A 26,453-nucleotide genomic window follows, 5' to 3' on the forward strand; every position below is an offset into this window, starting at 1 on the left:
GCCGGGACACAGGGCAAGACCGAAGTCGCCCCCGACGCCCCATCACCCTTGATCAGTTAGCAGAGCATGAACCGCAACAACAACCCTTCCCCATTTATGGCTCTGCTGATCGCAGGCGCGTTCGCACTTGCCGGGTGCAGCGCTGCCGCGCCGGTCGAAGACCCCCCGCTGGCGGGCGCATCCATCGGTGGTGATTTCGCGCTGAGCAACAGCATGGGCGAAACCGTACGTTGGGACGATTTTGCGGGCAAGTACCGCATCGTCTATTTCGGCTATGCCTATTGCCCCGACATCTGCCCGACCGACATGCAGCGCGTGGCGCAAGGGCTGAAGATTCTGAAGGCCAGCGATCCCGCCACGGCGGCAAAGATCCAGCCGATCTTCATCACCATTGACCCTGAACGCGATACGCAGAAGGTGGTCGGCGAATTCGCCACCGCCTTCTCACCTGACATCATCGGCCTGACCGGCACACCCGAACAGATCGCCGCCACCGCCAAAACCTTCAAGATCTTCTTCGCCAAGGGCGAAGAGATGGAAGGCGGCGGCTATCTCGTCGACCATTCGAACATCGTCTATCTGTTCGGCCCCGAAGGCGAGCCGCTGGCGACACTGCCAGTCGATCAGGGCGCCGATGCTGTCGCAGCGGAACTGGACCGATGGGTGAAGTGAGAGACCGCTTCTGGGAGCTGCCACTGCGCGCGTTGACCCGGCCCGAATGGGAAGCGCTGTGCGACGGCTGTGGCCGCTGCTGCCTGCACAAGATCGAGGATGAGGACACCGGCGAGATCTTCGACACCAATATCGCCTGCCGCCTGCTGGACACGCGCACCGCCCAGTGCAGCGATTACCGCAACCGCAAGGCCTTCGTCCCCGATTGCCTGCGGTTGACCCTCCGGATCGTCGAGCAGGTCAGTTGGTTGCCAGCAACCTGCGCCTACCGTCTGCGCGCCGACGATCAGCCGCTGCCGGGCTGGCATTATCTGCTGTCGGGCGACCGTGATACCGTGCGCCGCGCCGGGGTGTCGGTAGTGGAGCGGGTGGTCAGCGAAATCGACGCGGGGCCGATGGAGCATCATATCGTGCAATGGCCTACGTCGCGCGATTGGCCCGAACGCGAAGCCGCTTTGCCCGAGGACAGCGCGTGATCGACTGGCTGCAGGGCATGGCCAGCAGCCGGGCGCTTGAAACCGACATCGACCTCGGCGGACAACGCCTGCCGATTGTGCTGCGGCGGCTGCAAAACGCCCGCCGGCTGACCTTGCGGCTTGCGCCGGACGGCAGCGAAGTGCGCATCAGTCTGCCCGCCTGGGCGCAGGCACGCGAAGCGATTGCCTTTGCCCATGCCCGCAAAGCCTGGCTTGCCGATCAATTGGCAAAGCTTCCCGCCCGCGCCGTGCCAGCGCCCGATGGCGAGGTGCGCTATCGCGGTGCAACGCTGAAAGTCGCGTGGGACGCGGCGGCGCCGCGCCGCCCGGCGCTGGCCGACGCGGCGTTGCGGATTGGCGGGCCGGAGACGGGCCTGGAAGGGCGCATTCGGCGCTGGCTCGAAGCGGAGGCCCTGCGCCTCGCCGAAGCAGACATGCACGATTACTGCGCGGCTGCGGGGCTCGATCCCGTCCCGATCAGCCTGACCCGTGCTCAGCGCCGCTGGGGATCATGCTCGGACAAAAGCCGCATCCGCATCAATTGGCGGCTGGTGCAGGCGCCCGATTTCGTGCGCCGTTCGGTGGTGGCGCACGAAGTCGCGCATCTTGTCCACTTCGATCACAGCCCCGCCTTCCACGCGCTGCTTGCCCGCATCTTTGAAGGCGAAATTGGCGCTGCCGATCGCTGGCTGAAGGAGCACGGCCGCGGGCTTTATGTGAGCTTTGGCTGACGCGAAGCATTTGGCGATCGCGCCCGCGCACTCTATATTGCTGTCATGCTTTCCAAATCACGCTTCAACCCCGTCAATGGCTTCGCCGATCTTTGGCAACAGCTGCGCCGCCCCCAGCCCTATCGCTGGCCCATTTTGGGGCTATCGATGCTGCCTGTTGCAGGGATGCTGTATTGGGGAATGAACAGCACATCTTACGGCCAGCCGGAGCGGCCTACGATCGAATATATCACCACGCTGGATGAAACCCGCACTGATGCCCAGATCGCGGCAGAAAACCGCGCCAATCAGGAAATCAAGGAGCTGCGCGCCGCCGAAGAAGCGCGGATCGCCGAAGCCAAGCGCAACATATACAAGGCGCTTGGCGAAGCGGCGGGCATGGATGTCAAGGAGATCGAGCGCAAGGCGGCAGCCGAACGTGCGGCCGAGGAAGCCGCTGCCGCAAAAGAGCGCGAGGCGATAGCCGCACGCGTCGCGCAGGGCACCGATGAAAGCGTCCCGCAATAACCGACAACCTGTGCCCGGGCGACCACGAATGGATGGCCGCCGCTGCGCGGCTGGGCGCACGTGCGCGCCCGCTATCGCGCCCCAACCCCGGCGTTGGCGCGCTTGTCGTCGCGCAGGGCCAAGTGATTGCGCGCGGCTGGACCCAAGCCGGGGGTCGCCCCCATGCCGAGGCCACGGCATTGTCCGGCCTTTCCCCGCAGGCGCTGGCGCAAGCGACGCTGTATGTGACGCTAGAGCCATGCGCGCACACATCGCAGCGTGGCCCGGCTTGCGCGGACCTGCTTGCTAACGCTCCTCCGGCGCGCGTTGTCATCGGGCAGCACGATCCCGATCCGCGCACCGCAGGCGCGGGTCTTGCGCGCTTGCAAGCCGCCGGGATCGAAACGCAGCTGCTGGATGATGCTGCCTCGGCCGCAAGCCTCGCCGGATTTCTGACGCGCCAGCGCCTTGGCCGACCGTGGGTGACGCTAAAGCTGGCGACTTCATTGGATGGCTCCATCGCGCTTGCCGATGGTACCAGCCAGTGGATCACCGGCGAGACGGCGCGTGCGCATGTCCATGCCCACCGTGCGCGGCATGACGCGATCCTGGTGGGCGGCGCGACGTGGCGGGCGGACAATCCCCGGCTCGATGTGCGTCTGCCCGGGCTGGAGGTGCGTTCCCCGCAGCGGGTCGTGCTCACCAAGGGGCAAGCGCCCGCCGCCGATGTCACCGCCATTGCTTCACCCCACGCCATCGCCAGCCTCGATGGCGTGCTCTACCTTTATGTCGAAGGCGGCGCGGAAACGGCGGCGGCCTTTATCGCTGCCGATCTGGTCGACGAACTGCACCTTTACACCGCGCCGATCCTGATCGGTGACGGCCGCCGCAGCCTTGGCGCGCTGGGTCTTGCCAGCCTGTCGGACGCGCACGGGCGCTGGCACATCAGCGAACGCTGCCAGCTTGGCAGCGACCAATTCACTGCCTATCTGCGCTGCCGAGACTAGAGAGGAACCCGCCACCCATGTTCACCGGCATCGTCACCGCCATCGGCACCATCGCCGCCGCCGAACAGCGCGGCGACCTGCGCCTGCGCATCACCGCCCCGCTTGACCCTGCGCGCATCGCCATCGGCGCTTCGATTGCGTGTTCGGGCGTGTGCCTCACCGTGGTCGAACGCGGCGGCTCGCCGGGTGATGCCTGGTTCGATGTCGATCTGTCGGGCGAAAGCGTCAGTCGCACCGTTCCGGGCATGTGGAACGCGGGCGCGCAGCTCAATATCGAACCCAGCTTGCGGCTGGGCGATGAACTGGGCGGTCACATCGTTACCGGCCATGTCGATTCGGTTGGTGAGGTGGTCAAGGTGACGCAGGACGGCGGCAGCTGGCAGATCGCTATCCGGGCGCGGGCCGAGATGTCCCCCTTTATCGCGGAGAAAGGCTCGATCACCGTCAACGGCGTCTCGTTGACCGTCAACGACGTGCGCGATCGGCCCGACGGTACGTGCGATTTCCTGCTCAATATCATTCCGCACACCGCATCGGTGACTACGCTGGGCGCGCTAGCCGAAGGCGACCGCGTCAATCTCGAGATTGATGTGCTGGCGCGCTATCTCAAGCGGATGCAAACACTCGTCGCAGCCCGGTAAACGGGAGCGGCGATCAGTTGCCCGGATGGGCCGCGCTCAGCCGCAGGAACGGCGCGCGCAATTCTTCGGGGGTTGACGATTCCAGCACGCCGGCCGCGACTTCGTTCGCCGTCCAGAATTGCGACGGCGCGGTATCATCCAGCATCGCCCAATTGGGAAACAACCGCTCGCCCATAGGCTCGGTCAGAAGCAGTTGCACGTCGAAATGGCGGTCATCTTCGACGATCCGGGCAAACAGCGTGTCGATGGAGTCCGCTGGGCCTTCGATCATCTGGAGGTAGAGATCATGTCGACAAACAAGCGCGCCGGTGATGCCAAGCTGCGGATTGTTACGCCGCGCAGACGACAAGATGCCAGCCAGCATGGCTGTATCGAAGCCGAAGGGCTGCGAGCGATAAATCAGGCGCTTGTCGATTGTTGAATCTGCAGTGGTCATCATCAAGGCATGCTACGACAAACTGGACGCGAGCGATAGATGTCTGTTGCGTAAGTGTCAGTGGATGACTGTGTTTTGCAAAGGTTCACCAAGAACTGGGCAAAGCCGTTCGATGAAGACGGGCGCATGCAGCACATTGTGAGGGGGTCGGCGCATCGGCACGCAATCCCAATCGCTTCATTATGGCCCTTTGGCGCCCCTTCCTTGCTGATTGCTACCTAGGTTGATAACGCAGGAAGACGGGAAAACAGAAAAGTGGATGACGCCTTGAGTACCACCTTGTGACGACCAAAGCTGAAACACTCAAACCCCTGCTCTGGCAGCCCGACAATCTGGTGCGTGCGATCCAAGCCGCCGGCGTGACGCTGTGGTCCTGGAATGTCGAAACCGATGCGCTCGCGATGGACGACCACGCCTATGATCTGTGGGGCATCCCCAGAGACACGGAAGTCAGTTTCGAAGATCTGTCGGCCCACATCCACCCTGCCGACCGTGACCGTGTGCGCGCTGCCTTCAATGCGACCCGCGCGATCATCGGGCCGTATGAAATCGATTTTCGCATCATGGTGGGCGACGAACTGCGTTGGATTTCCGGCCGCGGTCAGGGCGATGATGAGGGGATCGTGCGGGACGTGATGTTCGGCATCTTCCTTGATGTAACTGGTCGCAAACAGGCAGAGGAAGGGCGTGAATTGCTGGCAGGCGAAATGAGCCACCGGGTCAAGAACATGTTGGCCATCGCGTCAGGCCTTGCCCACATCACGGCGCTTTCCACCAAAAACACAAGCCAGATGGCATCCGAACTGACCCGGCGATTGGCCGCGCTGGGCCGCGCGCATGATCTGGTCCGGCCTGTTCCTGGTCAGACAAAGGCGCCGTCATCGTTGCTTGGCGATCTGTTATCGGTTTTGCTGGCGCCCTATGATGATCTTGGCGCGTTCAGCGGTCGCATTCGGGTCTCCGTGCCGCGCATGCGGGTCGGCGATGCTGCCACGACCATCTTTGCGCTGATCGTCCATGAACTGGCGACCAACTCGCTCAAATATGGCGCGCTGTCGGTGGACAATGGCACGCTCGATGTGTCCAGCACGGCGCGCGATGAAGCGGTGACGATCGTCTGGACAGAAAGTGGCGGGCCGAAGGTCAAGCCGCCAATTCACGAGCCGGGATATGGCACGAAGCTGATCGAACAGAGCATCGTCGACAGTTTACAGGGTTCCATCGAATATGACTGGGTGGAAACCGGGCTTGTTGTAACGATGAAGATCAATCCCGGGCGCCTCACCCTCTAGCTTGCAACCGCTGCGCCCGCCCTCCAGCATCGGCTGGTGGGAGGGCCATACCAAATGCTAGATTGCCACAGCCGAGAGCGCGGCGATGAACTTGGGCAGGTTGCCGGTGGTCAGCCCGGCAATATTGATCCGGCCCGATGCGGCCATGTAGATACCATGGTCCTCGCGCAGCGCAGCGACCTCGTCCTTTGTGACGGGAAGCATCGCAAACAGGCCATTTTGCGTGCCCAGCGGCGTCAGGTCGATCCGGCCCGCTGTGCCGGCCTTGGCCAGCGCATCACGCACCTTGCGCATCCGGGCGCGCATATCGTCAAGCTCGGCCAACCATTGCTTGGTCATGTCGGGATCGCGCAAGATGATCCGCACCGCCGCGCCGCCATGATCGGGCGGCATGGACCACGCCGCACGGGCCAGCGCATTGGCATTGGAAAAGGCGGTATCCAGCGTGCTCTGTTCCGTGGCGAGCACATAAAATGCGCCCACCCGGTCACGATACTGGCCGAAATTCTTGTCGCAGCTGTAGGCGATGAAGGCTTCGGGCACAGCGGTCAAAACGCTGCGCATCCCGGCAGCGTCTTCCTCAAGCCCCTGACCAAGGCCCTGATAAGCGGCGTCGATGATCGGGAAGGTGCCACTGGTTGCAAAGGCTTCGGCGATCTGCGCCCAGTGTCCAGCAGTGTAATCGATACCCGTCGGGTTGTGGCAGCAAGCATGAAGCAGCACGGCCTCATCATCGCCCGCACCGTTGATGGCGGCCAGCACGGCATCAAGGTTGGCTGTGCCATCGGGGTTGGCGTGGTCGAAAGGTGCCAGCTCCATGCCGAGATCGGCCAGGATTTGCGCATGGTTGGGCCAGCTGGGCACGCCCATGTGAACACGGCGAACACCGGCCTTGAATGCCAGCGCCAGCGCGAGGCGCACCGCGCCCGTTCCGCCCGGCGTCTGCATCCCGGTAATGCGACCGCCCATCGTGGCATCGCGGCCGAAAATGTAGGGCATCAACGCATTGACGAAACCCACGTCGCCTTCAGGGCCAAGGTAGGACTTGGAATCCTGTTTATCGACCAGAACCTGCTCAGCCGCCTTGATCGCGGCGAACACCGGCGTGGCGCCATCTTCGGTGCGATAGACGCCAACGCCAAGGTCAATCTTGTCATCGCGCGCGTCAGCTGCGTGGAGACGTATCAGGGCGAGAAGGGCGTCGGGCGCCTGCGGGCTGAGTCGATCAAGCATCATGCCCAGCGCCATGGCGCGCAACACGCGTCATCGCAACCGGGATCGCGCTCTACCGGATCAGAAAGGCGACCATTTCTGTTCATTGGAGAACTTAATGTAGCCTGCATTGATGCCAAGCCTGAGGCCGGCACCAACCCGGATCGGGATCAGCACCACGTCGCCGCGACGCAGATAGCTCGCCGTCAGGCCCCCGACAAAATAAGCTTGGCCTTCACCTGCCGGGAAACGCTTGTAGAGTTCTTCGGTGTCATACAGATTGTAGACCAGCACGAAGGTGTTGGCTGCATTGGCGCCCACATCAAAGCCCACCGAAGGCCCCGTCCAGTAAACCTGGCGCGCGCCTTCGACCTTGTGATGCAATGTGCCCGACCCATAGCGTGCGCCTACGATGAATGCCCCGCCCGCTTCGCGCCCAACGATGTAGCCGTTGGGCTCACCCTGTTGCTTCAGCAAGTCTTCAATCAGCTTGGCAAGTCCTTCGGCGCCTTTGCCAAACACGCCCTCGGCCGCGCCGATCAGATCGTCCTCGCCATAGGTCTGGCCACTGTTCTGTGCGGCGGTGGTAACGGGGGCAACGCCCTGGTCCGGCAGCGGGGTGGCTGGATTGCTCTGCGGTGCAGGATAGGTATCGAACTCAGAGCTGAACGTGCCATTGGTCTGCGCCGGTTGCACCGGGACAGGTTGCCGCTGCGGCGCCTCTAAATCGCCATCAACCCCGCCAGCGCTGTTTGGCTGGCTGTAAGCGGCGTCAGGGTCAAAGGTTTCAAGATCCTGCGCGGCCGCCGGCGCGGTGAGCGCAAGCGCGGCAAGCGCGCCCATCGCCAACCCGGCGATACGGCGACCCAGATCGGGGAGGCGGGCGTTCATCATGCTCATCATGCAGCCTTTCGCAGCGGCGTGTCAGCCCCGGATTATCACGCAAGCACGAGAATCGCTTCCTCCGATCCGCGCAACTGCTCGTCGCCGGGGCGAATCGGATTTGCGACGAGCCGTGACGGGCTAGGCCCGCAAGGCTGAACGCGTGCCGAACCAGCCGCTTGCCCGCCGGATCTGCCTGTCAGGCGATCACGATGCTTTTTTGTGAATGCCACCTTGCCGCTGATGCAAGGGCCGACTATAGCGCCGCGTTCGCAGCGATGCTGTGGTCCGGAGACGTGGGTGAGTGGCTGAAACCAGTTCCCTGCTAAGGAACCGTACTCTATCCGGGTACCGAGGGTTCGAATCCCTCCGTCTCCGCCACCGGCCTTTCCAAGCCGGTCCAAACCCAGCCAAAGGGCCTAGCAAGCCCTTTACTAAGCGAGGGCCTGCTGCAGTATTGGAGGCGCTGTTCAGTGACGACCCCCACCTTGCCCCGCAAGAAGAAGCTCAACCGGACCGCGCGCGGTGTGCGCTTGATTGCCTCGCTGTTGGATCCACGCGCATGGCTACACCTTGTCAAAATTGTGAACTATTACAATTATTCGCATGTTAGCCCGATGCGCACTGTCCGGTTCGCAGGCGCGCGCAATGTCAGCCCTGATACTGTCTTTCATAACCCTGAACGGATCGAGATCGGGCACCGGGTGCGGATCGGTTCGCGCTGCCACCTGTGGGCAGGGCCACGCGATGGTCGCATTGTCATTGGTGATGATGTGCTGTTCGGGCCCGAGGTGATGCTGACGGCTGCAACCTATCGCTACGATCTCGGCAGTCCTGTGACCGACCAGCCCATGGCCGAAGGCGATATCGTGATCGGCAATGATGTGTGGCTGGCAACGCGCGCCCTGGTGCTCCCGGGCACCCGCCTCGGCGACGGCTGCATCGTGGCCGCCGGGGCAGTGGTGCGCGGCGAATTTGCTCCGATGAGCATTATCGCCGGTTCACCGGCTCGAATTGTGAGCCAGCGCAAAATCGGGGTAAGCGGCGAAGAAACGAACCGGTGATTCACCGCGGCTCGCTCAATTGTTATGACGCCTCCCGCGCGGCCAGATCGCGCTCCCACACGATGTCCTTGCGTGCGCGTCTGGTACGCTGCACCCGCAGACGGATCAGCGCCTTGATTGCAACGTAGATAAGCACATCGAACACCGAAGCCCCGCCGTGCAACGCATCGCGCAGGTCGCCGGCATTGTTCGATCCGGCGTAGTGGGGATTGGGGTAATCGCGCAGGATCTGTTCATTGCCAAGGCGCCGACGCGTCTCGACCCGGATCTGATCGACCGCCCGGCGCGGCGGTGAAACCAGAAACCACACGGGGCGGCCTTCGGCATCGCTGGCGATATTGCGGCGTTCGGCCTCGGTAAAGCGTGAATAGACCCAGATATCGTCTCCCGTGATCGGCGGAAAATCGCCGATCCGCTCATATGCCGCCAGAGAGAGGCCAAAGCAGCCAGAGCCAACCAGCGCCCGTTTGACATAAGGCTGGGTCAGCCACATCCGGTAATAGGCCCGCACCAGCCCGTTGGAGCGCGACAGATCCATGCGCAGCGCCGGCGCGGCCGCCATCACACCCGGCTCACGCAGAACCTGCGCCACAGCCAGCAGCGAGCCATAAGAGCACTGGACGTCAGCATCGAGATAGATGCGCGGAAAATGGAGCGCCGCTTGATTGGCCGCATTCATGGCCGCAGTTTTCGACCCAACCGGCAAATCGAGCACCACCGCGCCGGGGGCGGTCTTGCGGGCGATCGCCACGGTGTCATCATTGCAGCCATTGGCGGCGACGATGACCTGCATCATGCTGTCGTCCGGGACATCGGCCAACAAGGCGTTGAGGCAGCGCGCAATCACCGCCTCTTCGTTGTGGGCCGGGATGATCACCGTGAATGCCGACGGGTCGGTCTCAGTCATGGGACGTCTCTCCAAAGAGTCACCAGAAATGCCCTCTGGCTTCGATCAGACTTATATTGGCATCAGGACAGCAGTGCGCTCGCTTAATTCTTGCCGAGTTTAGCGAGCAGTCCCCGGTCGGGATCGTATCCATAGCGCCAATAGTTCGGGCGCATGGCGATATCGCGGTGGCTTGCTCCAGCGGCCCGAACATGCGGCAACCACCGCCCGAGCAGCCGACCAGCCATGACCCGTTGCCAGGCACCAAGCCACGTGAGAACGAATGCAAGCACCTGTCGTGTCCCGTTCCAATGCAGGCGGGCAAACTGCATATTTCCGGCCGCCCGATAAAGCATCCGCACTGGTGAAATAGGCTGGCCATGCCCGATGTCGTGAAAGGCGCGGGACTTGGCAATACGCCAGAACCGATAACCGCGTTGTGACAGGCGGTAAAACAGATCAACTTCTTCGCAATACAGGAAGTATCGCGCGTCAAGGCCTTCGACCTCATCCCACGCCTGTCGCTGGAACATGACGAAGCTGCCGCTGAGCACGGCCACCTCGGCATCGGTGTCAATGCCGAGGTGGCCGTGCCCGGCGGCAATCGAACGGCCTAACGTACGGCTTGCCATTTCCCGCAGGGATGGGATGTGAACGGTGTTTCCGTTGTCTGGATTTCCTGCGCTGTCCAGAGTCACGCCGCCCCAGGCGGCTGTCGACGGATCAGCCGTCGCCGCCGCTTCGATCAGGTAATCGACTGCGTTCGCCTCCAGCACCACATCAGGGTTGAGGAGCAAGACAAACCGGCCGCAGGCTTCCGCAGCCAGCAGGTTGTTGGCGCCAGCAAAGCCGATATTACCCTGACTCGCCACGATTTTGACATCCGGGAAAGTGGCAGCCACGAGCGCTTCGGTGGAACCGTCACCATTGTCGATCAGCAGCACCTCGAAATCATGCCGGGCACAGGCCTTCGGGATCGAAGCGATGCAGGCGATGATCACCGCAGCCGAGTTGTAAGCAACAATCAGAATGCTGAGAGTGGGCGACGTAGGGGATGGTTCCATTGACTTTGAGTTGCCTAATGAAGCCTCCCCCTCCGTTTGTGTGACCATGTGGACGGGTGGTAGATTTGTCATTGTGCCAGTTTGCTGCGCGGGGATGGAGCGAAAATTACCAAAAAGAGAAGCGATAAGTACAATGATGCGTTGCGCAACGTTTGGGTGGCGAGCAGACGGCTGCAGAGTTGCCATTGATGAAGCTGGCGCCGGGACCCATCAGGATCGCCGTTGTCGCAGTCTCTGGCGGCCAATCCAAAGGATGGTAAAGGCGCGTCCAAGACATCCCTGAAACCGCTAGAACCGGCGAAGTGGTGCTGGGTCGGGAACTTGAGTAAGCCTCTCTGGGCCGTCTTAATGAAACTCGCAACACGCGTTACGTCGTTCCGCGTTGATGCGATGACCGTGACGGAGCTCGCATCGCCCATCTTTCTCAATCTGTTCCTGTCCGAGCGCATTGCCTGTTTTCCGATTGTGAGGTTCGCCAAACAAAGTCAGACCAACATGTGCCGCAATCGGGGTGGGATCCGTTAAGCCAGAGGCGCTACTTATCCCGCCCGTATTCGTAATATCCGTATTGGTAATTGTAGGATTGACCCGCTTCGAGCGCGCGATACTTGGTCAGGACAACGCCGATCAGGTTGCCGCCCGCCATTCCAATGCGACGGATGGCCGACCGCGCCTGTCCGAAGGGAAGGCGGTTCGCTTCCAGCACAAAAACAGTTCCATCAACGAGACTGGCGAGAATTGGGGCATCGGCGAGGCCCATGACCGGGCAGGAATCAAAGATAACCAACGAATATTCTCCGCGGACCCGCTCGATAAAATCACGCAATTCGGGTGAGGAAAGAATCTCGGTAGGGTTGGGCGGGATTTCGCCCACGGGCAGGATTTCCAGGTTTTCGTGGACACCTTTGACCACAGCAGCTTCCAGCGTAACGTGGCCCAAAAGCACTTCGACGAGGCCAACCTTTGGTCGTTCGATTTCCAGCAGGCCAGCGACCGAAGGACGGCGCAGATCGCCATCAATAAGTAGCGTCTTTCGCCCAAGGCCGGCAAATAGCTCGGCTAGAATGACGGATGTGGTGCTTTTTCCTTCACTAGCCTCACTACTCGTTAGCTGGATGACATTCCGATTGCGCGGGATCGTGAAGTCGATTGCAGCGCGGATGGAGGAATAAGCTTCCATGAGCGCACTAAACCGATCAGTGCCCAACGCTTCGAGGTCTCGCCCCTCAACGTGAGGTGTGTGGCCAAGCAGTGGCAGTCCAAGCTTCTCTTCGACTTCGTCTAGCGAGCGGATGCGATCGTCCAAGGTTTCACGCAGCACAGCCAAACCAGCGGCTGCCGCAATGCCGAGCACAATGGCAATGCCCAAATTCTTCACAAGATTGGGCTCGAACGGCTCGGTGGGAACGATTGCCGAATCGATTTTCGTGATGGTGCCGGAATCAATGTTAGCGGCACTGTTGATCTGGTTATATCGATCGAGCAGCGATTTGAGCTGGTCACGCAGTGCCTGAGCCTCTCGCTCCAACACGCTCAGCTCTACCTGCTGGTCCTGCTCCACCAATCTGTCGCCAGTGAGCGAAGCCAACTCATTTTCGAGAGCTTGTTCCTGTCTTTGTGCCACCAGAAACGCATTGCGCACGGTCGCCTTAACATCGCTGCTGTTGCGTTCGATCTGCGCGTCAATCAGCCTCACCTGCGCCAGCAGGGTCTGGATTTGCGGAAAATCATCATTGTAGCGCTGACGCAGCTCGACCAGTTGCGCCGTCTTCCCCGAACGCTCGGTCAAGGCGGCTTGCAATGCGGGATTGCCTTGTACTTCAGGCAGCTGCGATGCTGGCAGGTTTTGTATTGTTCGCCACCGCTGCTCTAATTCAATCCGCGCCGCCCGCGCGCTCGATACGCGGGCGTTTATGTTAGCAAGGTTGCTGGCAGTCAGAGTGGATGGTGTCGTGCCTTCCACAGCCGTGGCTGGCTCGATTAAGATGCGGCTGTTGCGAGCATAGCTATTGGCAACCTTTTCAGCGTCAGCCAAGCGAGTGCGCGTTTCTTCGATCTGTTGCTTCAGATAATCGGCGGCATAGGCATTGCCCTCAGCCGAAGTGTTTGATCCTGTCCTCATGAAGGCGTCTGCATAAGCATTGGCCATTTCGGCAGCCAAGGTCGGGCTCTCGGACTGGAAGCTGATGGTCAACACCCAGTTATTCTTGGGCACCTCCGAAACGACAGATGATACCAGGATCGATGTCGCCATGTCCTTCTTCGCCTGGAGCCACTGCTCATCGGACATACCCGGCGCGCGTTGGCTGTCGATATCACTGCCAAGCAGATCAGCGCGGTTTGCAAGGTTGCCTTGTTCAACGATGGAAGCCGCCAGATTGCGGCTTTTGATAATTTCAACCTGGGTGGCAAGGTAGTCATAGATTTGTACGGGGTTGAAGCCTGGATCGGTGTCTTGCCCTTCAACGATGTATTGCCCGGTTGGCTTCACGCCAAGCTTTGCGTCGGCTTGATACATCGGCTGAGCGAGAAGTGTTACGATGACACCTGCAAGGAGCGCCAATACGATGACCGCGCCCACCAGCCAGCGCTGGCGGTATATGATCCCCCGCAAGGCCGCAAAATTGAAGAAAGTTTGGCGTGGCGGAGCCATGCCGAACTGAGGTTCAGGCATATAACTGTCGAGCCAAGTCCCCTGTCCTCTGGGGCCAGGAGCTTGAACAATCGATTTGTCGTTCATAATTTTTATTACCTAACGCCCTGCTACGGCAAATATGCCGAAAGCCGGGAGGGCCTTGAGCAGATCGTCATAAAACACCGATCTGCCATCTACGCCAATAATGACGCGATCATTGGGCTGGAGTACCGGATCAAGCATAGTACCCTGCTTCATCTGGGCGTAGTCAAATTTGGCGACCATGATACCCTGCGGACTTTCGCGGAACACGGCAACCTGATTGAGGTTGGCTGTCCGCACAGGACCCTTCGCCATGGCAATCGCCGACGAAAGGCGGGCACCAGGCTGAAAGGTAAAAACCCCCGGCTCCTCCACCGCGCCTTCAACAGTCACCAAATGCGAAGCATATTCCGCGATATTGACGCTCACCATCGGAGACTTAAGGCCTACTGCTGCGAGCCGACGTGTCACATCTTGCTCGAACTGCTTGGCAGTCATTCCTGCCGCCGGGATTGAGCCGATCATGGGCAGCGAAACACTGCCTTCAACGCCGATGCGGACGGACTCGATCGAAAACTCGGGCTCACGAAAGACGCTGATTGAAATACTGTCAGAAGGCCGCAGCATATAAGTCGTCGGGCGCTGATCGGTATAGTTCTCCTGACCAAGCTCTACCCGCGGCTGGGAAACGCTCGCGCCGATAATTGGATCGGGGGTTGAAGCGCATCCCGCAAGCGACGCCAACGCCAACCCAAGCACCGGGGCATTAATATGGGCGCGGGATTTGATAGCTGTCATGGAGCCCTCCTAAATAGGCGGTTTCACTTAGCCATAGGAATTTCGCAGTGCAACACAAATGCTCCCCGAGCGGGCGCACGTTTCATCGCCTTTCTTGGCCATTCCGTCACATTTAGAGCCGGAGCTGCGCTGGCACTCCAGCCCCCAGAAGCCCGTTTGTGCGCACCTCGTGCAGATGCGTTCGGCCAGTCTTGATGCAATTTTTTAATGCCCTATTACCCGAGAGGTCACATGATTATTCTGCGGTCGCCTTCACCTCTTGACGGGAAATTCTTGCAGATGGCGAGCGACTGTCGATCAGAAAGAGGAATGCAATGCCGCCCGCGCCCTCAGTTCTGAGCCTGAGCGCGAGCGGGGTTTATGGCGTGGTTTTGCTCGCTTGCCTCGTCGCGGCTGCGACCGCAGCACGTTTGCGCCAACCGCCCGCTCACATGCGTACCTGGTTGCTTTTGGCCGCGTTTTTCGCGGCTCTCGCCATTTTGCGTGTGTTTGCGGTTGAGGAGCTTTTGCGGGACCTGCTGCGTTCCTCGTTGAGGGAATCAGGCAGCTACCGGGAGCGCCGCGTCCTCCAGGCACCGTTGGCCGCAGCAATGATCTGCGTCGCTGTCGCGGCAGCCTCCTGGTATCTCTTCACACGGGCGCGCGGTTTACGCGGCCGGCGCAACATCATTCAGGCGATTTGCGTGTTGGCGGCGCTGGCGATGCTGTTTCTGGTAGCCCTCCGCCTGACTTCGTTTCACGCCGTAGATGGGCTGCTTTTTGGCCCGCTCAAGCTCAACTGGATCATTGATCTGGGGGCTAGTACTGTCGTCCTTGCCGGCGCGATACAGTATATTAAAGTGGTCCGAGCGCGGCCCTAAAATGGGTCTGCCACGACCGCCAGACAGTTGTCGGCGGTGCTAACGCTCTAGAAATCGTTACCTAGGCCAACTCAGCCTAACCGCGTTGCCTCTGGACCCTCTGCACCGCCGCGCGTGTGACCAGGCCGTGTTGACAAAAGGCATTCCCAAATCCGCTTTGTTCTGATTGTGCTTTGCACAGCTTCGCTTCCACGACTGCTTTTTGAGGAGCAGTCATGGGTCGCGGAGACTTGTCGGATGCGGAGTGGGAACTGATCGGGCCGCTGCTGCCGCCTGAGCGGGGACGCTGGGCGCGTCCCGCCGGGGATAATCGGCGCTTTCTCAATGGTATGCTCCACGTGCTGCGGGTCGGCTGCCCTTGGCGCGACATGCACGAGCGCTACCGCAAGTGGAACTCGGTCTATGTCCGGTTTCGGCGCTGGGCCGAACAAGGCGTCTGGGATGCGCTGCTGCAAACGCTGGTTGATCTTGGTCTGACCGACGACTGGCAGCACATGATCGACAGCACCAGCGTTCGCGGCCACGTCTCGGCAGCGGGCGGAAAAGGGGGGCTTGTGCGAATGCACTTGGTCGATCACGCGGCGGCTTTACAAACAAAATCCACGCCCGCTGCGGAGCCGTAGGCGTGCGAAGCACACTATCAGGGATTGCCTCTCGGCTTCATCCTGACCGGCGGCGAGGCCTCCGATCACACCGCAGCCGAACCGCTGATGGAGATCCCGGTCGCTGCACCCAAAGCGCTGCTGGCGGACAAGGGATACGACGGTGATCGCTTCCGGGAGACCTTGCTGGTCCGGGGCATCCTGCCGATCATCCCGCCCCGTTCGAACCGCAAGGTGCCCGAGCATCCCGACTATCGACGCTACCGGGACCGCAACCGCGTCGAGCGCATGTTCGGAAAGCTCAAGCAGCAGCGCCGGATCGCCACCCGCTACGACAAGACCGTCCTATCGTTCGCAAGCTTCCTCAACATTGCCGCCATTCCCCTATGCTGAAGTCTTTTGTCAACACGGCCTAAGGGTTTATCGCGGAGTGCCTCATTTAGGACAATACACCCGCAGTTGCGGGCTTGCCACGCCCCTGCTAGGCGCACGCCCAAGCGAACCGGGTGCAAAGACCGTGCGCCAGGTGCACTGTACGTCACTCATTTTCCAACGACACTTTTGAAAGACAAGCGACACCATGGCCGACGAAGAAGGCGTCCTCACCAATCTCGACACCACTGGCGCGAACGGGCCACAGCCCAATGGTGCTGACACATCGCCGGCGATCGGGATCATCACGCAATATGTGAAGGATCTCTCGGTCGAAAACCCGAGCGCGCCGGACGTTTTTCAATTGGCTGAACCGCCGCAGATCGACGTGCAATTCAACATCGGCACCGAAGTGATCGGCACGGACGTGCACGAAGTGACGCTAAAGCTGACGCTGACCGCAACCTCTCAGCGCGGCACGATGTATATTGTCGATCTGGCCTATTGTGGCCTCATTGGGATGCGCAACGTGGCAGAGGAACAGGCCCATGCCTTCCTTTATGCCGAAGCTCCGCGCCTGTTGTTTCCGTTTGCCCGCCGTGTCGTGGCAGATGCCGTGCGCGATGCCGGGTTCCCGCCGCTGATGGTCGATCCGGTCGACTTCAACGGGCTCTATGCGCAGCAACTCGCGTCGCGCCGTGCCGAAGAAGCGTCGGGCGGCAAGCCGATTGACCCGGTCACGGGCAACGCCTGATCCGCGCTCCGGGTAAGGGTTCCCGCCGATGAGCCTCCTTAAGAATGTCGGGACCATCGGCGGTCTGACGCTGGTGAGCCGGCTGTTCGGCTTTGCTCGGGACATTCTGCTCGCCCGCGTGCTGGGCGCAGGCGGTGTGGCGGACGCTTGGCAGCTGGCGTTCCAGCTGCCCAACCTCTTCCGTCGCCTGTTTGCCGAAGGCGCTTTTGCCAGCGCCTTCATCCCGCTGTTCAACCGGCACATGGCCGAGGACGAGCACGCGGCCCGGCGCTTCGCCGGCGAGGTTTTGGCCGTGTTGCTGCCGATCCTGGTCGTCTTTGGCGCGCTGATGATGCTGGCTATGCCGTGGGTGCTTTGGGCCTTTGCCAACGACAAGTTGCGCGGCGACGCGGCGACGTATGATCTTGCGGTAACGATGGGGCGGATCGCTTTTCCTTATCTGATGTTCATGAGCCTCGCGACACTGGTCGCTGCAATCTTGAACTCGCTTTCGCGCTTTGCCGCGGCGGCCGCTGCGCCGATCCTGCTCAACATTTGCCTGCTGACGGCGCTGATCTGGGGCGCGCTCCAGCCGGGCGGCGAAGCGACCCGCGCCGCCACCGGCGTGGGCCTGGCGATTGCTGTGTCCGTGAGCGGCCTGCTGCAATTGGCATGGCTTTACTGGTTCATGCGCCGTGCCGGGTATCGCATCCCCCGCACGGCTCCAAAGATCACCGCACGGGTCAAGGAAATGGGCGTCCTCATCGTGCCCGCTGTATTCGGCGCGGGCGTGTACCAAATCAGCCGCTTCATCGACCTCGCGTTTTATCGTTACCTGCCCGACGGTTCGATCAGCTACATGGCCTATGCCGACCGCTGGAACCAATTGCCCCTTGGTGTCATCGGGATTGCACTGGGCACGGCGATCCTGCCCGCTCTGTCGCGCTACATCGCCAAGTCGCAGGACGATGAGGCGGTGCGCCTGCAAGCCAATGCGATCGAGCTTGCCATGCTGCTGACCCTGCCTTGCGCGGTGGCGCTGTTTTTCACCGGGTCCGCTTTCGTCAAGGCGTTCATGGAAGGACAGGCCTTCACCGCAGAGGACGCACGCATCACCGGCATGGTCACGTCGGCGCTGGTCATCGGCCTGCCTGCCTATGTGTTGGTGAAGGTGCTCACCCCCAATTTCTTTGCGCGCAAAGATACCCGCACGCCGGTTTACACCGCTGCGGCCTCGCTGGTGGTGACAGTCAGCCTCAATGCGACTTTCATATTCGGTCTCGGCCTCGGCGTGGTCGGGTTAGCACTGGCGGGCGCAATCGGCGCGTGGGTCAATATTGTGCTGCTCGGCGGCATTCTGGCGCGGCGGGGGCTTTTCCGGCTACCCGCTCGTGTGGTCGGGCGAGTCGCACGGATCGCGGTTGCTTCGGGCATCATGGGCGCTGCTCTTGCGGCGCTGATGATCGTCATCACCCCATGGCTCGATGGGCCGCTGATTGACCGGTTACTAGCCATTGCCGCCATTATGGCGGTAAGCCTCATCACCTATGGCGGAGCGAGCGTGCTGCTCGGAGTTCTCGACAAGGCGACGATCCAGCGCCTAATGCGCCGTCAAAGCTAAACTTTCTTCAGGCAGGACCATCATGCGCGTCGTTTCCGGCATCCAGCCCACGGGCAAGCCCCATCTTGGCAATTACCTCGGAGCGATCCGCAACTATGTAAAGTTGCAGGACGATGCCCACGCCAAGGGGGGCGAATGCCTGATCTTCATCGCCGATCTTCATGCGCTTTCGATGCCGCATGATCCGGCCGACTTGCGATCTTCCACCCTTGAACTGGTGGCGACGCTGGTGGCCTGCGGGCTCAATCCGGACAAGGCGATCCTGTTCAACCAAGCGCAGGTGCCGCTGCATACCGAGTTGCAATGGCTGCTCAACGGCACGGCGCGCATGGGCTGGCTGAATCGGATGACGCAGTGGAAAGACAAGGCCGGCAAGAACCGCGAAGGCCAATCGGTCGCACTGTTCACCTACCCCGTGCTGCAAGCCGCAGACGTGCTGCTGTATCAGGCCACCCATGTGCCCGTGGGCGAGGATCAGAAGCAGCATCTGGAACTGGCGCGGGATATCGCACAAAAATTCAACAACGACTTCGGTACAGAAGAGACGCCGGTCTTCACCTTGCCTCAACCGATCATCCCGGCCGAGGCTGCGCGCATCATGTCCCTGCGTGATGGATCGGCCAAGATGTCGAAATCCGACCCCAGCGACATGAGCCGCATCAATCTGTCCGACGATGCCGACACGATGGCGCAGAAGATCAAGAAGGCAAAGACCGATCCCGAGCCGCTGCCGTCCGAGGAGGCCGGGCTGGCCGGCCGGCCCGAGGCGCGCAATCTTGTGGGCATCTACGCCGCATTGTCCGGGCAATCGGCAGCCGATGTGCTGCGCGAATTTGGGGGCCAGGGCTTCGGCGGCTTCAAGCCGGCGCTGGCTGATCTGCTGGTCGCCAAGCTTGGTCCGATCCGGGATCGGTTTGTGGCGCTGAAGGACGATAGCGAGGCGTTGGACGCGATTCTCGCCCGTGGCGCGGCCAAGGCACGGATGCGCGGCAAGCCAACGCTCGACACCGCTTATCGCGCGCTGGGGCTGGTCCGTCACTGATTTTCCGAAGGATTTGAGAAAACCAAGCCCGACCGAGCGGCGTATATTCAATCGGCGTTCATGCCGAAGCGTTATACCAACGCAGGTAAACACCATTGCCGTGATGGCAGTGGAAATCAGACAAGGGTTGTGTCATGTTGTCTCCTATGTCTTCAGTAAAGTCTTTGCGCAGGCTCGCTATGCCTATCGCGCTCGTCATCGGCCTTTCGGCTTGCGCCACCCCGTTCAAGGCGGATGTATCGCGCTTTGCCGTTCCGCTCCCGGCGCCGCAGGGCCAATCTTTCGCGATTGTGCCGGAAGATCCCAGGCTCGCAGGCGGACTTGAATTTGCCACCTATGCAAATTCGGTCGCGGCCGAGATGCAGCAATTAGGCTACGCTAGCGCGGCAACACCCGAAGGCGCAGATTTGTTGGTGCGCTTCGATTACCGCATTGACGATGGACGCGAACGCATCCGTACCGATTTCAACGGTGGCGGCTTTGGCGGCGGCTTCGGCGCGTTTGGCCCGTGGGGTCCGTGGGGCGGCTGGCGCGGCGCGGGTTGGGGTCTAGGCTTCAACGATCCGTTCTTCGGCGGTCCGAATGTTCGTAGCTACACGATCTACACCAGCGGCATCGATCTGAAGATCGACCGCGCGGCCGATGGCCAGCGCTTGTTTGAAGGGAAGGCCGAAGCGGTGTCGCGCTCGAACAATTTGCCGCGCCTCGTGCCCAATCTGGTGGATGCGATATTTACCGATTTTCCGGGGAATTCAGGCGAGACCTTGCGGATCACCATCCGTGACGATGAAAAGACCGTGCGCCAGACCAATTGATGGTGTAGAGCCAAGGGCAAGACACCCTTGGACGGGAAAAGAGAAGGCGGCGCAGGGGATCGCGCCGCCTTTTTTGTTGCCCGCAATTCTTGCTCTCAGAGCTTGGCGTGGCCCCCGGTCGAACCGAAGCTACCTGCACCCCGCTCAGTCGCGTCCAGTTCGGCAACCTCATCCCATGCCGCCTGCACCACGGGTGCCAGCACCAGTTGCGCCACGCGGTCACCGCGCTGAACCGCGAAGGGCTCCGCGCCGAGGTTGATCAGAATCACCTTCAATTCGCCGCGATAATCGCTGTCGATCGTGCCGGGTGTGTTGGGAACCGTAATGCCGTGTTTGAGCGCAAGACCCGAACGCGGGCGCACCTGAATCTCGAAGCCTTCAGGAATTGCCACTGCAAGGCCCGTCGCCACGGCATAGCGCGCACCCGCCGCGATGGAGACATCCTCGGCGCTGACAACATCCATTCCGGCGGCCCCTGCCGTGGCATAGGCGGGCAACGGCAGCTCTGCGCCATGCGGCAGGCGCTTGACCTCCACCGAAATGCTCATTCCGCCGCCTCCGCCCGGAAGACCGCTGCAATCCGCTCGGCCAAAGCCATCGCCACCGCGCTTTTGGGCATGTCATCAAGCATTTCGATACCGTCACCGCTCACGATGGTCACGCGGTTGCGATCCCCGCCCATAACGTCACCCGAAACATCATTGGCGACGATCCAGTCCGCACTCTTGCGTTTGCGCTTCTGCTTGGCGTTTTCGAGCATGTTGTCCGTTTCAGCGGCAAAGCCGATCACCAGTGCGGGACGATTGGGGTTGCTCGCAACATTGCTGAGGATATCGGGGTTCTCGACCAGCATCAGCGCCGGCGGTGCATCGCCGCGCTTCTTGATCTTCTCACCGCGATAGTCCTTTGGCCGCCAATCCGCGACCGCGGCGACCATCACCGCGACGTCAGCGGGCAGCGCGCGTTTGACCGCTTCGGCCATGTCGCGTGCGCTTTCCACATCGATGCGCTTGACGCCTGCCGGTGTCTTCAGCGCCACCGGGCCTGCCACCAAGGTCACCCGCGCGCCCAGCGCCGCCGCCGCTGCAGCAATGGCAAAGCCCTGCTTCCCGCTGGACCGGTTGGCGATATAGCGGACCGGATCGATCGCTTCCCAGGTCGGCCCCGCCGTGATCAACACGTGCCGTCCGGCGAGCGGCCGGTGCGCTGCCGGCACGCCGAACGCGGTGCCTTCGATCACTTCGCCAAGATCGGCTTCGATGTCATCAGGCACCTGTTGCGCAAACACCTGGGGTGCCAGCATTTCGGGCCGGGATTTGCGCGCGTCGACCTCGTGATTGATGGCGCCTGCGTCCACTGGTGGGGCAGCGTTGGCCTTTCCCTTTTTCGCCAGCAAGGGTCCGCCAAAATCCGGCGCGAAGTCTGGCGCAGGCTCCTCGGACATGGGGAAGTCCTCGGCCTCGGGCTCAGGCACCGGCAAATCCTCGTATTCGGCCTCGATCTCGTCATGCGTGCGCTTGGCAGTGGAACGCGGGATGATACGCGAGAAGAATCCGCTCAAACCGCCTGCGGGCATGATGGCGCTGCCGTCATCATCTTCCTCTTCAGGCTCAAGCGCTTCGACCGCGATCAGCGGCGGTGCCAAACGGCGCGCAGGCGCTTCCAGCAATTGCGGCTCGGGCACATCCATGCCGAAATGCGCGGCAATAGCGTGCCAGATCGCTTCGGGTTCGGGCAGCCGGCCATAGCCGAATTCCCCGCACGCCATCGGACCCTCGTCGGGATGGAGCACATTCACGCCGGCGGCCTTCAGAAGCGCGATATTGCGCTGGGTGGCGTCATGGTCCCACATCCGCACATTCATGGCGGGCACCGCCATCACCGGCTTGTCGGTGGCAAGGATCAGCGTGGTGGCCAGATCATCCGCGATGCCGGTCGCCATCTTGGCAAGCAGATCGGCACTGGCCGGGCACACCACCACCAGATCAGCCTCCCTGCTCAATTGGATATGGCCCATTTCGGCCTCGTTCCTGAGGTCGAACAAATTGGTATAAACCTGATTTTCGCTCAGCGCGGCAAGTGACAGCGGAGTAACAAATTGCTGCCCGCCCTTCGTGACCACACAAGTCACCTCGCCCCCGCCCTTGCGGATCAGGCGCACAAGCTCACAGGCCTTGTAGGCCGCGATCCCGCCGCCCACGACCAGCAGGATGCGAGGGTGTCTGCTCGCATTCGCCTGGGGTGTGCTCATTGAACTCTCGCCTCTCGCGCCGCGCTGTCGAATGCCTGCTTTAATGCAAGCGAGACCCTTCGCAAAGGTTGGTTAAGTTTGCCTTGATGGATGCCCGCAGCGGCCGCAAATAAACGTGACGCCGCGGGCCTCGAAATCCGTCGGAAAATTCAACCGATCCAGCCCAGCGCCATTGCGCCCCAAACGCCGCCCGCGCCCGCCAACACGGCCACCACGTAACCAAGCCGGCTGCTACCGTCGCGCTTGTCTGTGATCAGCGCGATCGGCGGCAGCGGCGGGGTTTCCGGTGCGCCGCCCTTGGGCGGATACTTTTCTTCCAATCGCCGGATCAGGCCGGGCAGGCGGAACAGCGTTTCGGTATCCTGCTTGATCCGTTCGGCCAGGGCCGCTTCGGGCCCCAACTCGTCCCGGATCCAACTGCGCACATAGGGCGCGGCGGTGTCCCACATGTTGATATCGGGATTGAGCTGTGTGGCGATCCCTTCGACCATCACCATCGTCTTCTGAAGCAGAAGCAGGTGCGGCTGGGTCTGCATGTCGAAATCGCGGGTGATCGCGAACAGCCCGTCGAGCATCTGGCCGACGCTGAGTTCCTTAACCGGCTTGCCGCGCATCGGCTCACCCACCGCCCGCAACGCCGTGGCGAATTCGCCGACCGAATGGTAGCTTGGCACATATTGCGCTTCGAAATGGATCTCGGCAACGCGTTGGTAGTTGCCGGTGGTCAGACCATAAAGGATCTCGGCCAGCCATTGGCGTGCGCGCAGGTCAATGCGGCCCATGATTCCGAAATCGATCGCGACAATGGTGCCGTCATCCTCCACGAACAGGTTGCCCTGGTGCATGTCGGCATGGAAAAATCCGGCGCTGATCGCCTGGGTCAAGAAGCAGGTAACCAGCCGGTCAGAAATCGCCGGAAGGTCATGCCCTCGCCGGACCAGTTCATCGACTCGGCTGATCTTGACCCCGTCGATCCACTCGATCGTCATCACCCGCCCGTTGGTGCGGTCCCAATCGATGCCGGGGATGCGGTAGCCCGGAACGCCCGCCATCTGCTCGGCCAGTTCACTGGCTGATGCCGCCTCGCGCCGCAGATCGAGCTCGGAATTGGTCCACCGCTTGAAGTTCGCAATGGTCAGGCGCGGACGCAACCGGCTGGCTTCACCCCCCATCGCCTCGACATGCGCCGCCGCCCATTCATAGGTCGTAATGTCGCGCGCGAACTTTTCGCGGATGCCGGGGCGCAGCACCTTGATCGCGACAGTACGGCCTTCGGTCGTGATGCCCTTGTGAACCTGCGCAATGCTGGCCGCACCGACCGGATCGGGGTCAATCTCGGCAAACAGCTTTTCGATCGGCTGGCCGAAGCTTGATTCAATCGCAGCCTTGATCTGCACAAATGGCACCGGCGGCAGGCTGTCTTGCAGGCTGAGAAGGTTGTTCGCCGCTTCGTCGCCCACCAAATCGGGCCGCGTGGCAAGACTTTGTCCCAGCTTGATCGCTGCCGGGCCAATGGCGCGGAACGCTCCGGCATAATCGCGCGGCCCGTTCTTTCCCGTCAACGTGGCGAGCCGCGCAAGGCGCACCAACTGGCGCACGGCGGCGGGCGCATTGGGATCATTCTCGATCCCGACCAGCGCCCGGCGGCGGGCCAGCGTTACGCCCCATCGGGCAAGGCGAAGCAGGTGAACAGCGGAGAATGCCACGCGGCTAGATCTTCCACCCCGAATGGATCGCGACAAGCCCGCCCATGATCGGTTCAACCTTGGTGTTGGCAAAGCCTGCTGCGCGGATCATCTGTTCGAACGCGGGCATTGGCGGAAACTTGCGGATCGATTCGGCCAGATAACGATAGGAATCCGCGTCCCCCGCAATCGCCTGGCCCATGCGCGGCAGCAGGTGTTCGGAGTAAATGTCGTAGACTTCTTTCAACCCCGACCATTCGACAGTCGAGAACTCCAGACAGAAGAACCGGCCACCCGGCCGCAGCACGCGCAGCGCCTCGGCGAGCGCGCGGTCGATATGCGTGACGTTGCGGATACCAAAAGCGATCGTGTAGGCATCGAAGGTGTTGGACGCGAAGCTTACGGTTTCGGCGTTTTGGCAGGTAAAGACCAGGCTGCCCTCAGCTGCGTCCGCGCCGCGCTCCAGCGCGCGTTCGGCGCCCACATCCAGCATGTCTTGATTGATGTCAGCCACCGTGATGTGCGCGCCTCGGGCGGCCATGCGGAAGGCGATGTCACCCGTGCCTCCCGCCATGTCGAGTATCTGCTCGCCCGCCTGCGGCTTCACCCGCTTGACGAAGCGGTCCTTCCACAGCCGGTGCATCCCGCCCGACATTGCATCGTTCATGATGTCGTATTTGCGGGCGACGCTGGAGAAAACCTCGCCCACCTTGCGGGTTTTTTCTGCCGGCGTGACCTCGGTGTAGCCGAAGGAGACGGTTTCATCGGTGCTCTGTGTCATGGGCGGTTCCCTAGAGGCAATTGAGCCGGGCGCAAAGAGTGTTACAGGGCTTCCCATGTGCGAAGTTTGCAATGCCTGAGTTACCTGAAGTTGAGACAACCGTTCGCGGTCTTGCAAAGTTCCTCGAAGGGGAGCGGATCGTGCGCGTGGCGCTGAACCGGGCCGATTTGCGGCGCCCGTTCCCGGCAGATCTCGTTCAGGTGATGACCGGAGCGACGGTGACGGCGCTGTCGCGCCGGGCCAAGTATGGCCTGATGCAACTCGACCGCGGGGCGACGATGATTTTCCATCTCGGCATGAGCGGGCGTTGGCGGATCGACCCGGAAACGGCCGAACCCCACGATCACCTTGTGCTGGAAACCGCGCAGCATCGCTTTGCGCTGTGCGATCCGCGCCGCTTTGGCTCGGTCGATCTGGTGGAAACGCACGCGCTGGACACCTGGCCCCAATTTGCTGCGCTTGGGCCTGAGCCTCTGGGCCCAGGACTGAGCGCTGCACATTTGAAGGCGGCATTGAAGGGCAAGACGCAATCGATCAAGCTCACCCTGCTCGACCAGAGGATCGTAGCGGGTCTGGGCAACATCTATGTATGCGAAGCACTGTGGCGTTCCGGTATCCGTCCCACGAAACAGGCCGGCAAGGTTACGGGGCCACAGCTCGCCCGATTGGTGCCGGCGATCCGCGATGTGCTCGAAGCCTCGATCCGCGATGGTGGTTCTACCTTACGTGATTACGCCCGGCCCGACGGCGAATTGGGCTATTTCGCCAGTTCCTTCGATGTCTATGGCCGAACGGGCGAGCCCTGCCGCCGCGATGATGGTGGCACGATCACCCGGATCGCTCAGGGTGGCCGCAGCACATGGTATTGCCCGGTCTGCCAGAAGTGAGGGAATCATTGACCTTGCGCGCTGTCCCTTCTATGCGCGCTGCTTTCCGGCGGTAGGGCCTTGTGTCCGCTCGTCCGTTTTCGAGCAAACCGTCATCCCTTTCCCGGCTGCCGCAAGCAGCCCGAAGCAAACGCGAGACAGACACGAATTATGGCCAATACGCCGCAAGCCAAGAAGCGCATCCGTCGCAACACCGCCCGCGCCGAAATTAACGGTGCCCGCATGAGCCGCATCCGCAGCTTCATCAAGAAGGTCGAATCGGCCTGTGAAGCGGGCGACAAGGATGCCGCAGCCGCAGCGCTCAAGGCAGCCCAGCCGGAACTGGCCCGCGGCGTGGCGCGCGGTGTGATGCACAAGAACACCGTAGCGCGTAAACTGTCGCGCCTTACCCGCCGGGTCTCAACGCTTTAAGCCGAATCGCCACGCAATGCCGGGCCGCGTTTTGCGGATAATCCGGATAATCGAGGCAGGGGTTTCCAG

Annotated in this window: 26 protein-coding genes, 1 tRNA gene and 1 pseudogene; 17 read left to right on the forward strand and 11 right to left on the reverse strand. The window is 61.6% G+C overall.

Annotated elements, in window-relative coordinates:
- Window positions 1-66: 66 nt before the first annotated feature.
- The 6 genes from ACRANW_RS14875 to ACRANW_RS14900 are packed head-to-tail and all read left to right on the forward strand — an operon-like array spanning window position 67 to window position 4,013.
- Window positions 67-672 (forward strand): SCO family protein, encoded by a 606-nt coding sequence (locus ACRANW_RS14875; RefSeq protein WP_479432523.1) that lies wholly within the window; start codon window positions 67-69, stop codon window positions 670-672.
- A complete protein-coding gene (locus ACRANW_RS14880; protein ID WP_479432524.1) occupies window positions 660-1,148 on the forward strand; it encodes a YcgN family cysteine cluster protein in 489 nt (162 codons plus the stop codon). Before ACRANW_RS14875 ends, ACRANW_RS14880 begins: the two co-directional genes overlap by 13 nt.
- Window positions 1,145-1,879, forward strand: coding sequence for a M48 family metallopeptidase (locus ACRANW_RS14885; RefSeq protein WP_479432525.1), 735 nt, complete (start codon window positions 1,145-1,147; stop codon window positions 1,877-1,879). Before ACRANW_RS14880 ends, ACRANW_RS14885 begins: the two co-directional genes overlap by 4 nt.
- 45 nt (window positions 1,880-1,924) lie before the next feature.
- On the forward strand, window positions 1,925-2,386 hold the full coding sequence (locus ACRANW_RS14890; RefSeq protein WP_479432526.1) for a hypothetical protein: 462 nt from the start codon (window positions 1,925-1,927) through the stop codon (window positions 2,384-2,386).
- Between the two features lie 32 nt (window positions 2,387-2,418).
- Window positions 2,419-3,372, forward strand: coding sequence for a bifunctional diaminohydroxyphosphoribosylaminopyrimidine deaminase/5-amino-6-(5-phosphoribosylamino)uracil reductase RibD (gene ribD / locus ACRANW_RS14895; RefSeq protein ID WP_479432527.1), 954 nt, complete (start codon window positions 2,419-2,421; stop codon window positions 3,370-3,372).
- A 17-nt stretch (window positions 3,373-3,389) separates the two neighbouring features.
- The gene (locus tag ACRANW_RS14900) at window positions 3,390-4,013 is read left to right on the forward strand and encodes a riboflavin synthase (RefSeq protein WP_479432528.1); all 624 of its coding nucleotides are present in this window, start codon (window positions 3,390-3,392) and stop codon (window positions 4,011-4,013) included.
- A gap of 13 nt (window positions 4,014-4,026) precedes the next feature.
- On the opposite strand, the gene ACRANW_RS14905 is transcribed toward ACRANW_RS14900, so the two are convergent.
- Complete coding sequence (locus ACRANW_RS14905; protein WP_479432529.1) at window positions 4,027-4,452, reverse strand: BLUF domain-containing protein; 426 nt, start codon at window positions 4,450-4,452, stop codon at window positions 4,027-4,029.
- Window positions 4,453-4,730: 278 nt separating this feature from the next.
- Here ACRANW_RS14905 and ACRANW_RS14910 point away from each other — a divergent pair, with 278 nt between their 5' ends.
- Window positions 4,731-5,741 carry a sensor histidine kinase gene (locus ACRANW_RS14910; RefSeq protein ID WP_479432530.1) on the forward strand — a complete coding sequence of 337 codons (1,011 nt, stop codon included), beginning with the start codon at window positions 4,731-4,733 and terminating at the stop codon, window positions 5,739-5,741.
- Between the two features lie 57 nt (window positions 5,742-5,798).
- Here ACRANW_RS14910 and ACRANW_RS14915 read toward each other — a convergent pair whose 3' ends face one another.
- Together ACRANW_RS14915 and ACRANW_RS14920 are read right to left on the reverse strand one after the other, a co-directional pair.
- Window positions 5,799-6,974 (reverse strand): amino acid aminotransferase, encoded by a 1,176-nt coding sequence (locus tag ACRANW_RS14915; RefSeq protein WP_479433965.1) that lies wholly within the window; start codon window positions 6,972-6,974, stop codon window positions 5,799-5,801.
- 60 nt (window positions 6,975-7,034) lie between these two features.
- A complete protein-coding gene (locus tag ACRANW_RS14920; RefSeq protein ID WP_479433966.1) occupies window positions 7,035-7,853 on the reverse strand; it encodes a DUF1134 domain-containing protein in 819 nt (272 codons plus the stop codon).
- Window positions 7,854-8,125: 272 nt separating this feature from the next.
- Between ACRANW_RS14920 and ACRANW_RS14925 the strand changes: the two genes are divergently transcribed.
- Window positions 8,126-8,216 (forward strand) — tRNA-Ser (locus ACRANW_RS14925).
- 92 nt (window positions 8,217-8,308) lie between these two features.
- Window positions 8,309-8,899, forward strand: a complete 591-nt coding sequence (locus ACRANW_RS14930; protein ID WP_479432531.1) for an acyltransferase — start codon at window positions 8,309-8,311, stop codon at window positions 8,897-8,899.
- Between the two features lie 22 nt (window positions 8,900-8,921).
- On the opposite strand, the gene ACRANW_RS14935 is transcribed toward ACRANW_RS14930, so the two are convergent.
- The 4 genes from ACRANW_RS14935 to ACRANW_RS14950 form a co-directional block, all read right to left on the reverse strand.
- The gene (locus ACRANW_RS14935; RefSeq protein WP_479432532.1) at window positions 8,922-9,806 is read right to left on the reverse strand and encodes a glycosyltransferase; all 885 of its coding nucleotides are present in this window, start codon (window positions 9,804-9,806) and stop codon (window positions 8,922-8,924) included.
- An 83-nt stretch (window positions 9,807-9,889) separates the two neighbouring features.
- Window positions 9,890-11,035, reverse strand: coding sequence for a glycosyltransferase family 2 protein (locus ACRANW_RS14940; RefSeq protein WP_479432533.1), 1,146 nt, complete (start codon window positions 11,033-11,035; stop codon window positions 9,890-9,892).
- A gap of 349 nt (window positions 11,036-11,384) precedes the next feature.
- Window positions 11,385-13,589 carry a GumC family protein gene (locus ACRANW_RS14945; RefSeq protein WP_479432534.1) on the reverse strand — a complete coding sequence of 735 codons (2,205 nt, stop codon included), beginning with the start codon at window positions 13,587-13,589 and terminating at the stop codon, window positions 11,385-11,387.
- Window positions 13,590-13,601: 12 nt separating this feature from the next.
- Entirely contained in the window at window positions 13,602-14,324 is a 723-nt protein-coding gene (locus ACRANW_RS14950) for a polysaccharide biosynthesis/export family protein (protein WP_479432535.1), read from the reverse strand.
- Window positions 14,325-14,755: 431 nt separating this feature from the next.
- Between ACRANW_RS14950 and ACRANW_RS14955 the strand changes: the two genes are divergently transcribed.
- The 6 genes and pseudogenes from ACRANW_RS14955 (at window position 14,756) to ACRANW_RS14980 (ending at window position 20,369) form a co-directional block, all read left to right on the forward strand.
- Entirely contained in the window at window positions 14,756-15,184 is a 429-nt protein-coding gene (locus tag ACRANW_RS14955; RefSeq protein ID WP_479432536.1) for a hypothetical protein, read from the forward strand.
- 215 nt (window positions 15,185-15,399) lie between these two features.
- Window positions 15,400-16,179: pseudogene (locus ACRANW_RS14960) on the forward strand (IS5 family transposase).
- Between the two features lie 187 nt (window positions 16,180-16,366).
- Entirely contained in the window at window positions 16,367-16,912 is a 546-nt protein-coding gene (secB, locus tag ACRANW_RS14965; RefSeq protein ID WP_479432537.1) for a protein-export chaperone SecB, read from the forward strand.
- 28 nt (window positions 16,913-16,940) lie between these two features.
- Window positions 16,941-18,512, forward strand: coding sequence for a murein biosynthesis integral membrane protein MurJ (gene murJ, locus ACRANW_RS14970; protein WP_479432538.1), 1,572 nt, complete (start codon window positions 16,941-16,943; stop codon window positions 18,510-18,512).
- A gap of 22 nt (window positions 18,513-18,534) precedes the next feature.
- A complete protein-coding gene (gene trpS, locus ACRANW_RS14975; RefSeq protein ID WP_479432539.1) occupies window positions 18,535-19,554 on the forward strand; it encodes a tryptophan--tRNA ligase in 1,020 nt (339 codons plus the stop codon).
- A gap of 179 nt (window positions 19,555-19,733) precedes the next feature.
- Window positions 19,734-20,369, forward strand: coding sequence for a DUF4136 domain-containing protein (locus ACRANW_RS14980; protein ID WP_479432540.1), 636 nt, complete (start codon window positions 19,734-19,736; stop codon window positions 20,367-20,369).
- 95 nt (window positions 20,370-20,464) lie between these two features.
- On the opposite strand, the gene dut is transcribed toward ACRANW_RS14980, so the two are convergent.
- The 4 genes from dut to ACRANW_RS15000 all read right to left on the reverse strand — a co-directional run bounded on the left by dut (window position 20,465) and on the right by ACRANW_RS15000 (window position 25,086).
- Window positions 20,465-20,917 carry a dUTP diphosphatase gene (dut, locus tag ACRANW_RS14985; protein WP_479432541.1) on the reverse strand — a complete coding sequence of 151 codons (453 nt, stop codon included), beginning with the start codon at window positions 20,915-20,917 and terminating at the stop codon, window positions 20,465-20,467.
- On the reverse strand, window positions 20,914-22,620 hold the full coding sequence (locus ACRANW_RS14990; RefSeq protein WP_479432542.1) for a bifunctional phosphopantothenoylcysteine decarboxylase/phosphopantothenate synthase: 1,707 nt from the start codon (window positions 22,618-22,620) through the stop codon (window positions 20,914-20,916). The genes dut and ACRANW_RS14990 overlap by 4 nt, the downstream gene beginning before the upstream one ends.
- A 149-nt stretch (window positions 22,621-22,769) precedes the next feature.
- Window positions 22,770-24,326: a 2-polyprenylphenol 6-hydroxylase gene (ubiB, locus tag ACRANW_RS14995; protein WP_479432543.1), complete on the reverse strand. Its 1,557-nt coding sequence runs from the start codon at window positions 24,324-24,326 to the stop codon at window positions 22,770-22,772.
- A 4-nt stretch (window positions 24,327-24,330) separates the two neighbouring features.
- Entirely contained in the window at window positions 24,331-25,086 is a 756-nt protein-coding gene (locus tag ACRANW_RS15000) for a class I SAM-dependent methyltransferase (protein WP_479432544.1), read from the reverse strand.
- 71 nt (window positions 25,087-25,157) lie between these two features.
- Here ACRANW_RS15000 and mutM point away from each other — a divergent pair, with 71 nt between their 5' ends.
- Both mutM and rpsT read left to right on the forward strand, forming a co-directional pair.
- The gene (gene mutM / locus ACRANW_RS15005; RefSeq protein WP_479432545.1) at window positions 25,158-25,973 is read left to right on the forward strand and encodes a bifunctional DNA-formamidopyrimidine glycosylase/DNA-(apurinic or apyrimidinic site) lyase; all 816 of its coding nucleotides are present in this window, start codon (window positions 25,158-25,160) and stop codon (window positions 25,971-25,973) included.
- A gap of 150 nt (window positions 25,974-26,123) precedes the next feature.
- Window positions 26,124-26,384 carry a 30S ribosomal protein S20 gene (gene rpsT, locus ACRANW_RS15010; protein ID WP_479432546.1) on the forward strand — a complete coding sequence of 87 codons (261 nt, stop codon included), beginning with the start codon at window positions 26,124-26,126 and terminating at the stop codon, window positions 26,382-26,384.
- Window positions 26,385-26,453 lie beyond the last annotated feature (69 nt).

The organism is Erythrobacter sp. 'gip.4 top 5' (assembly GCF_056495765.1).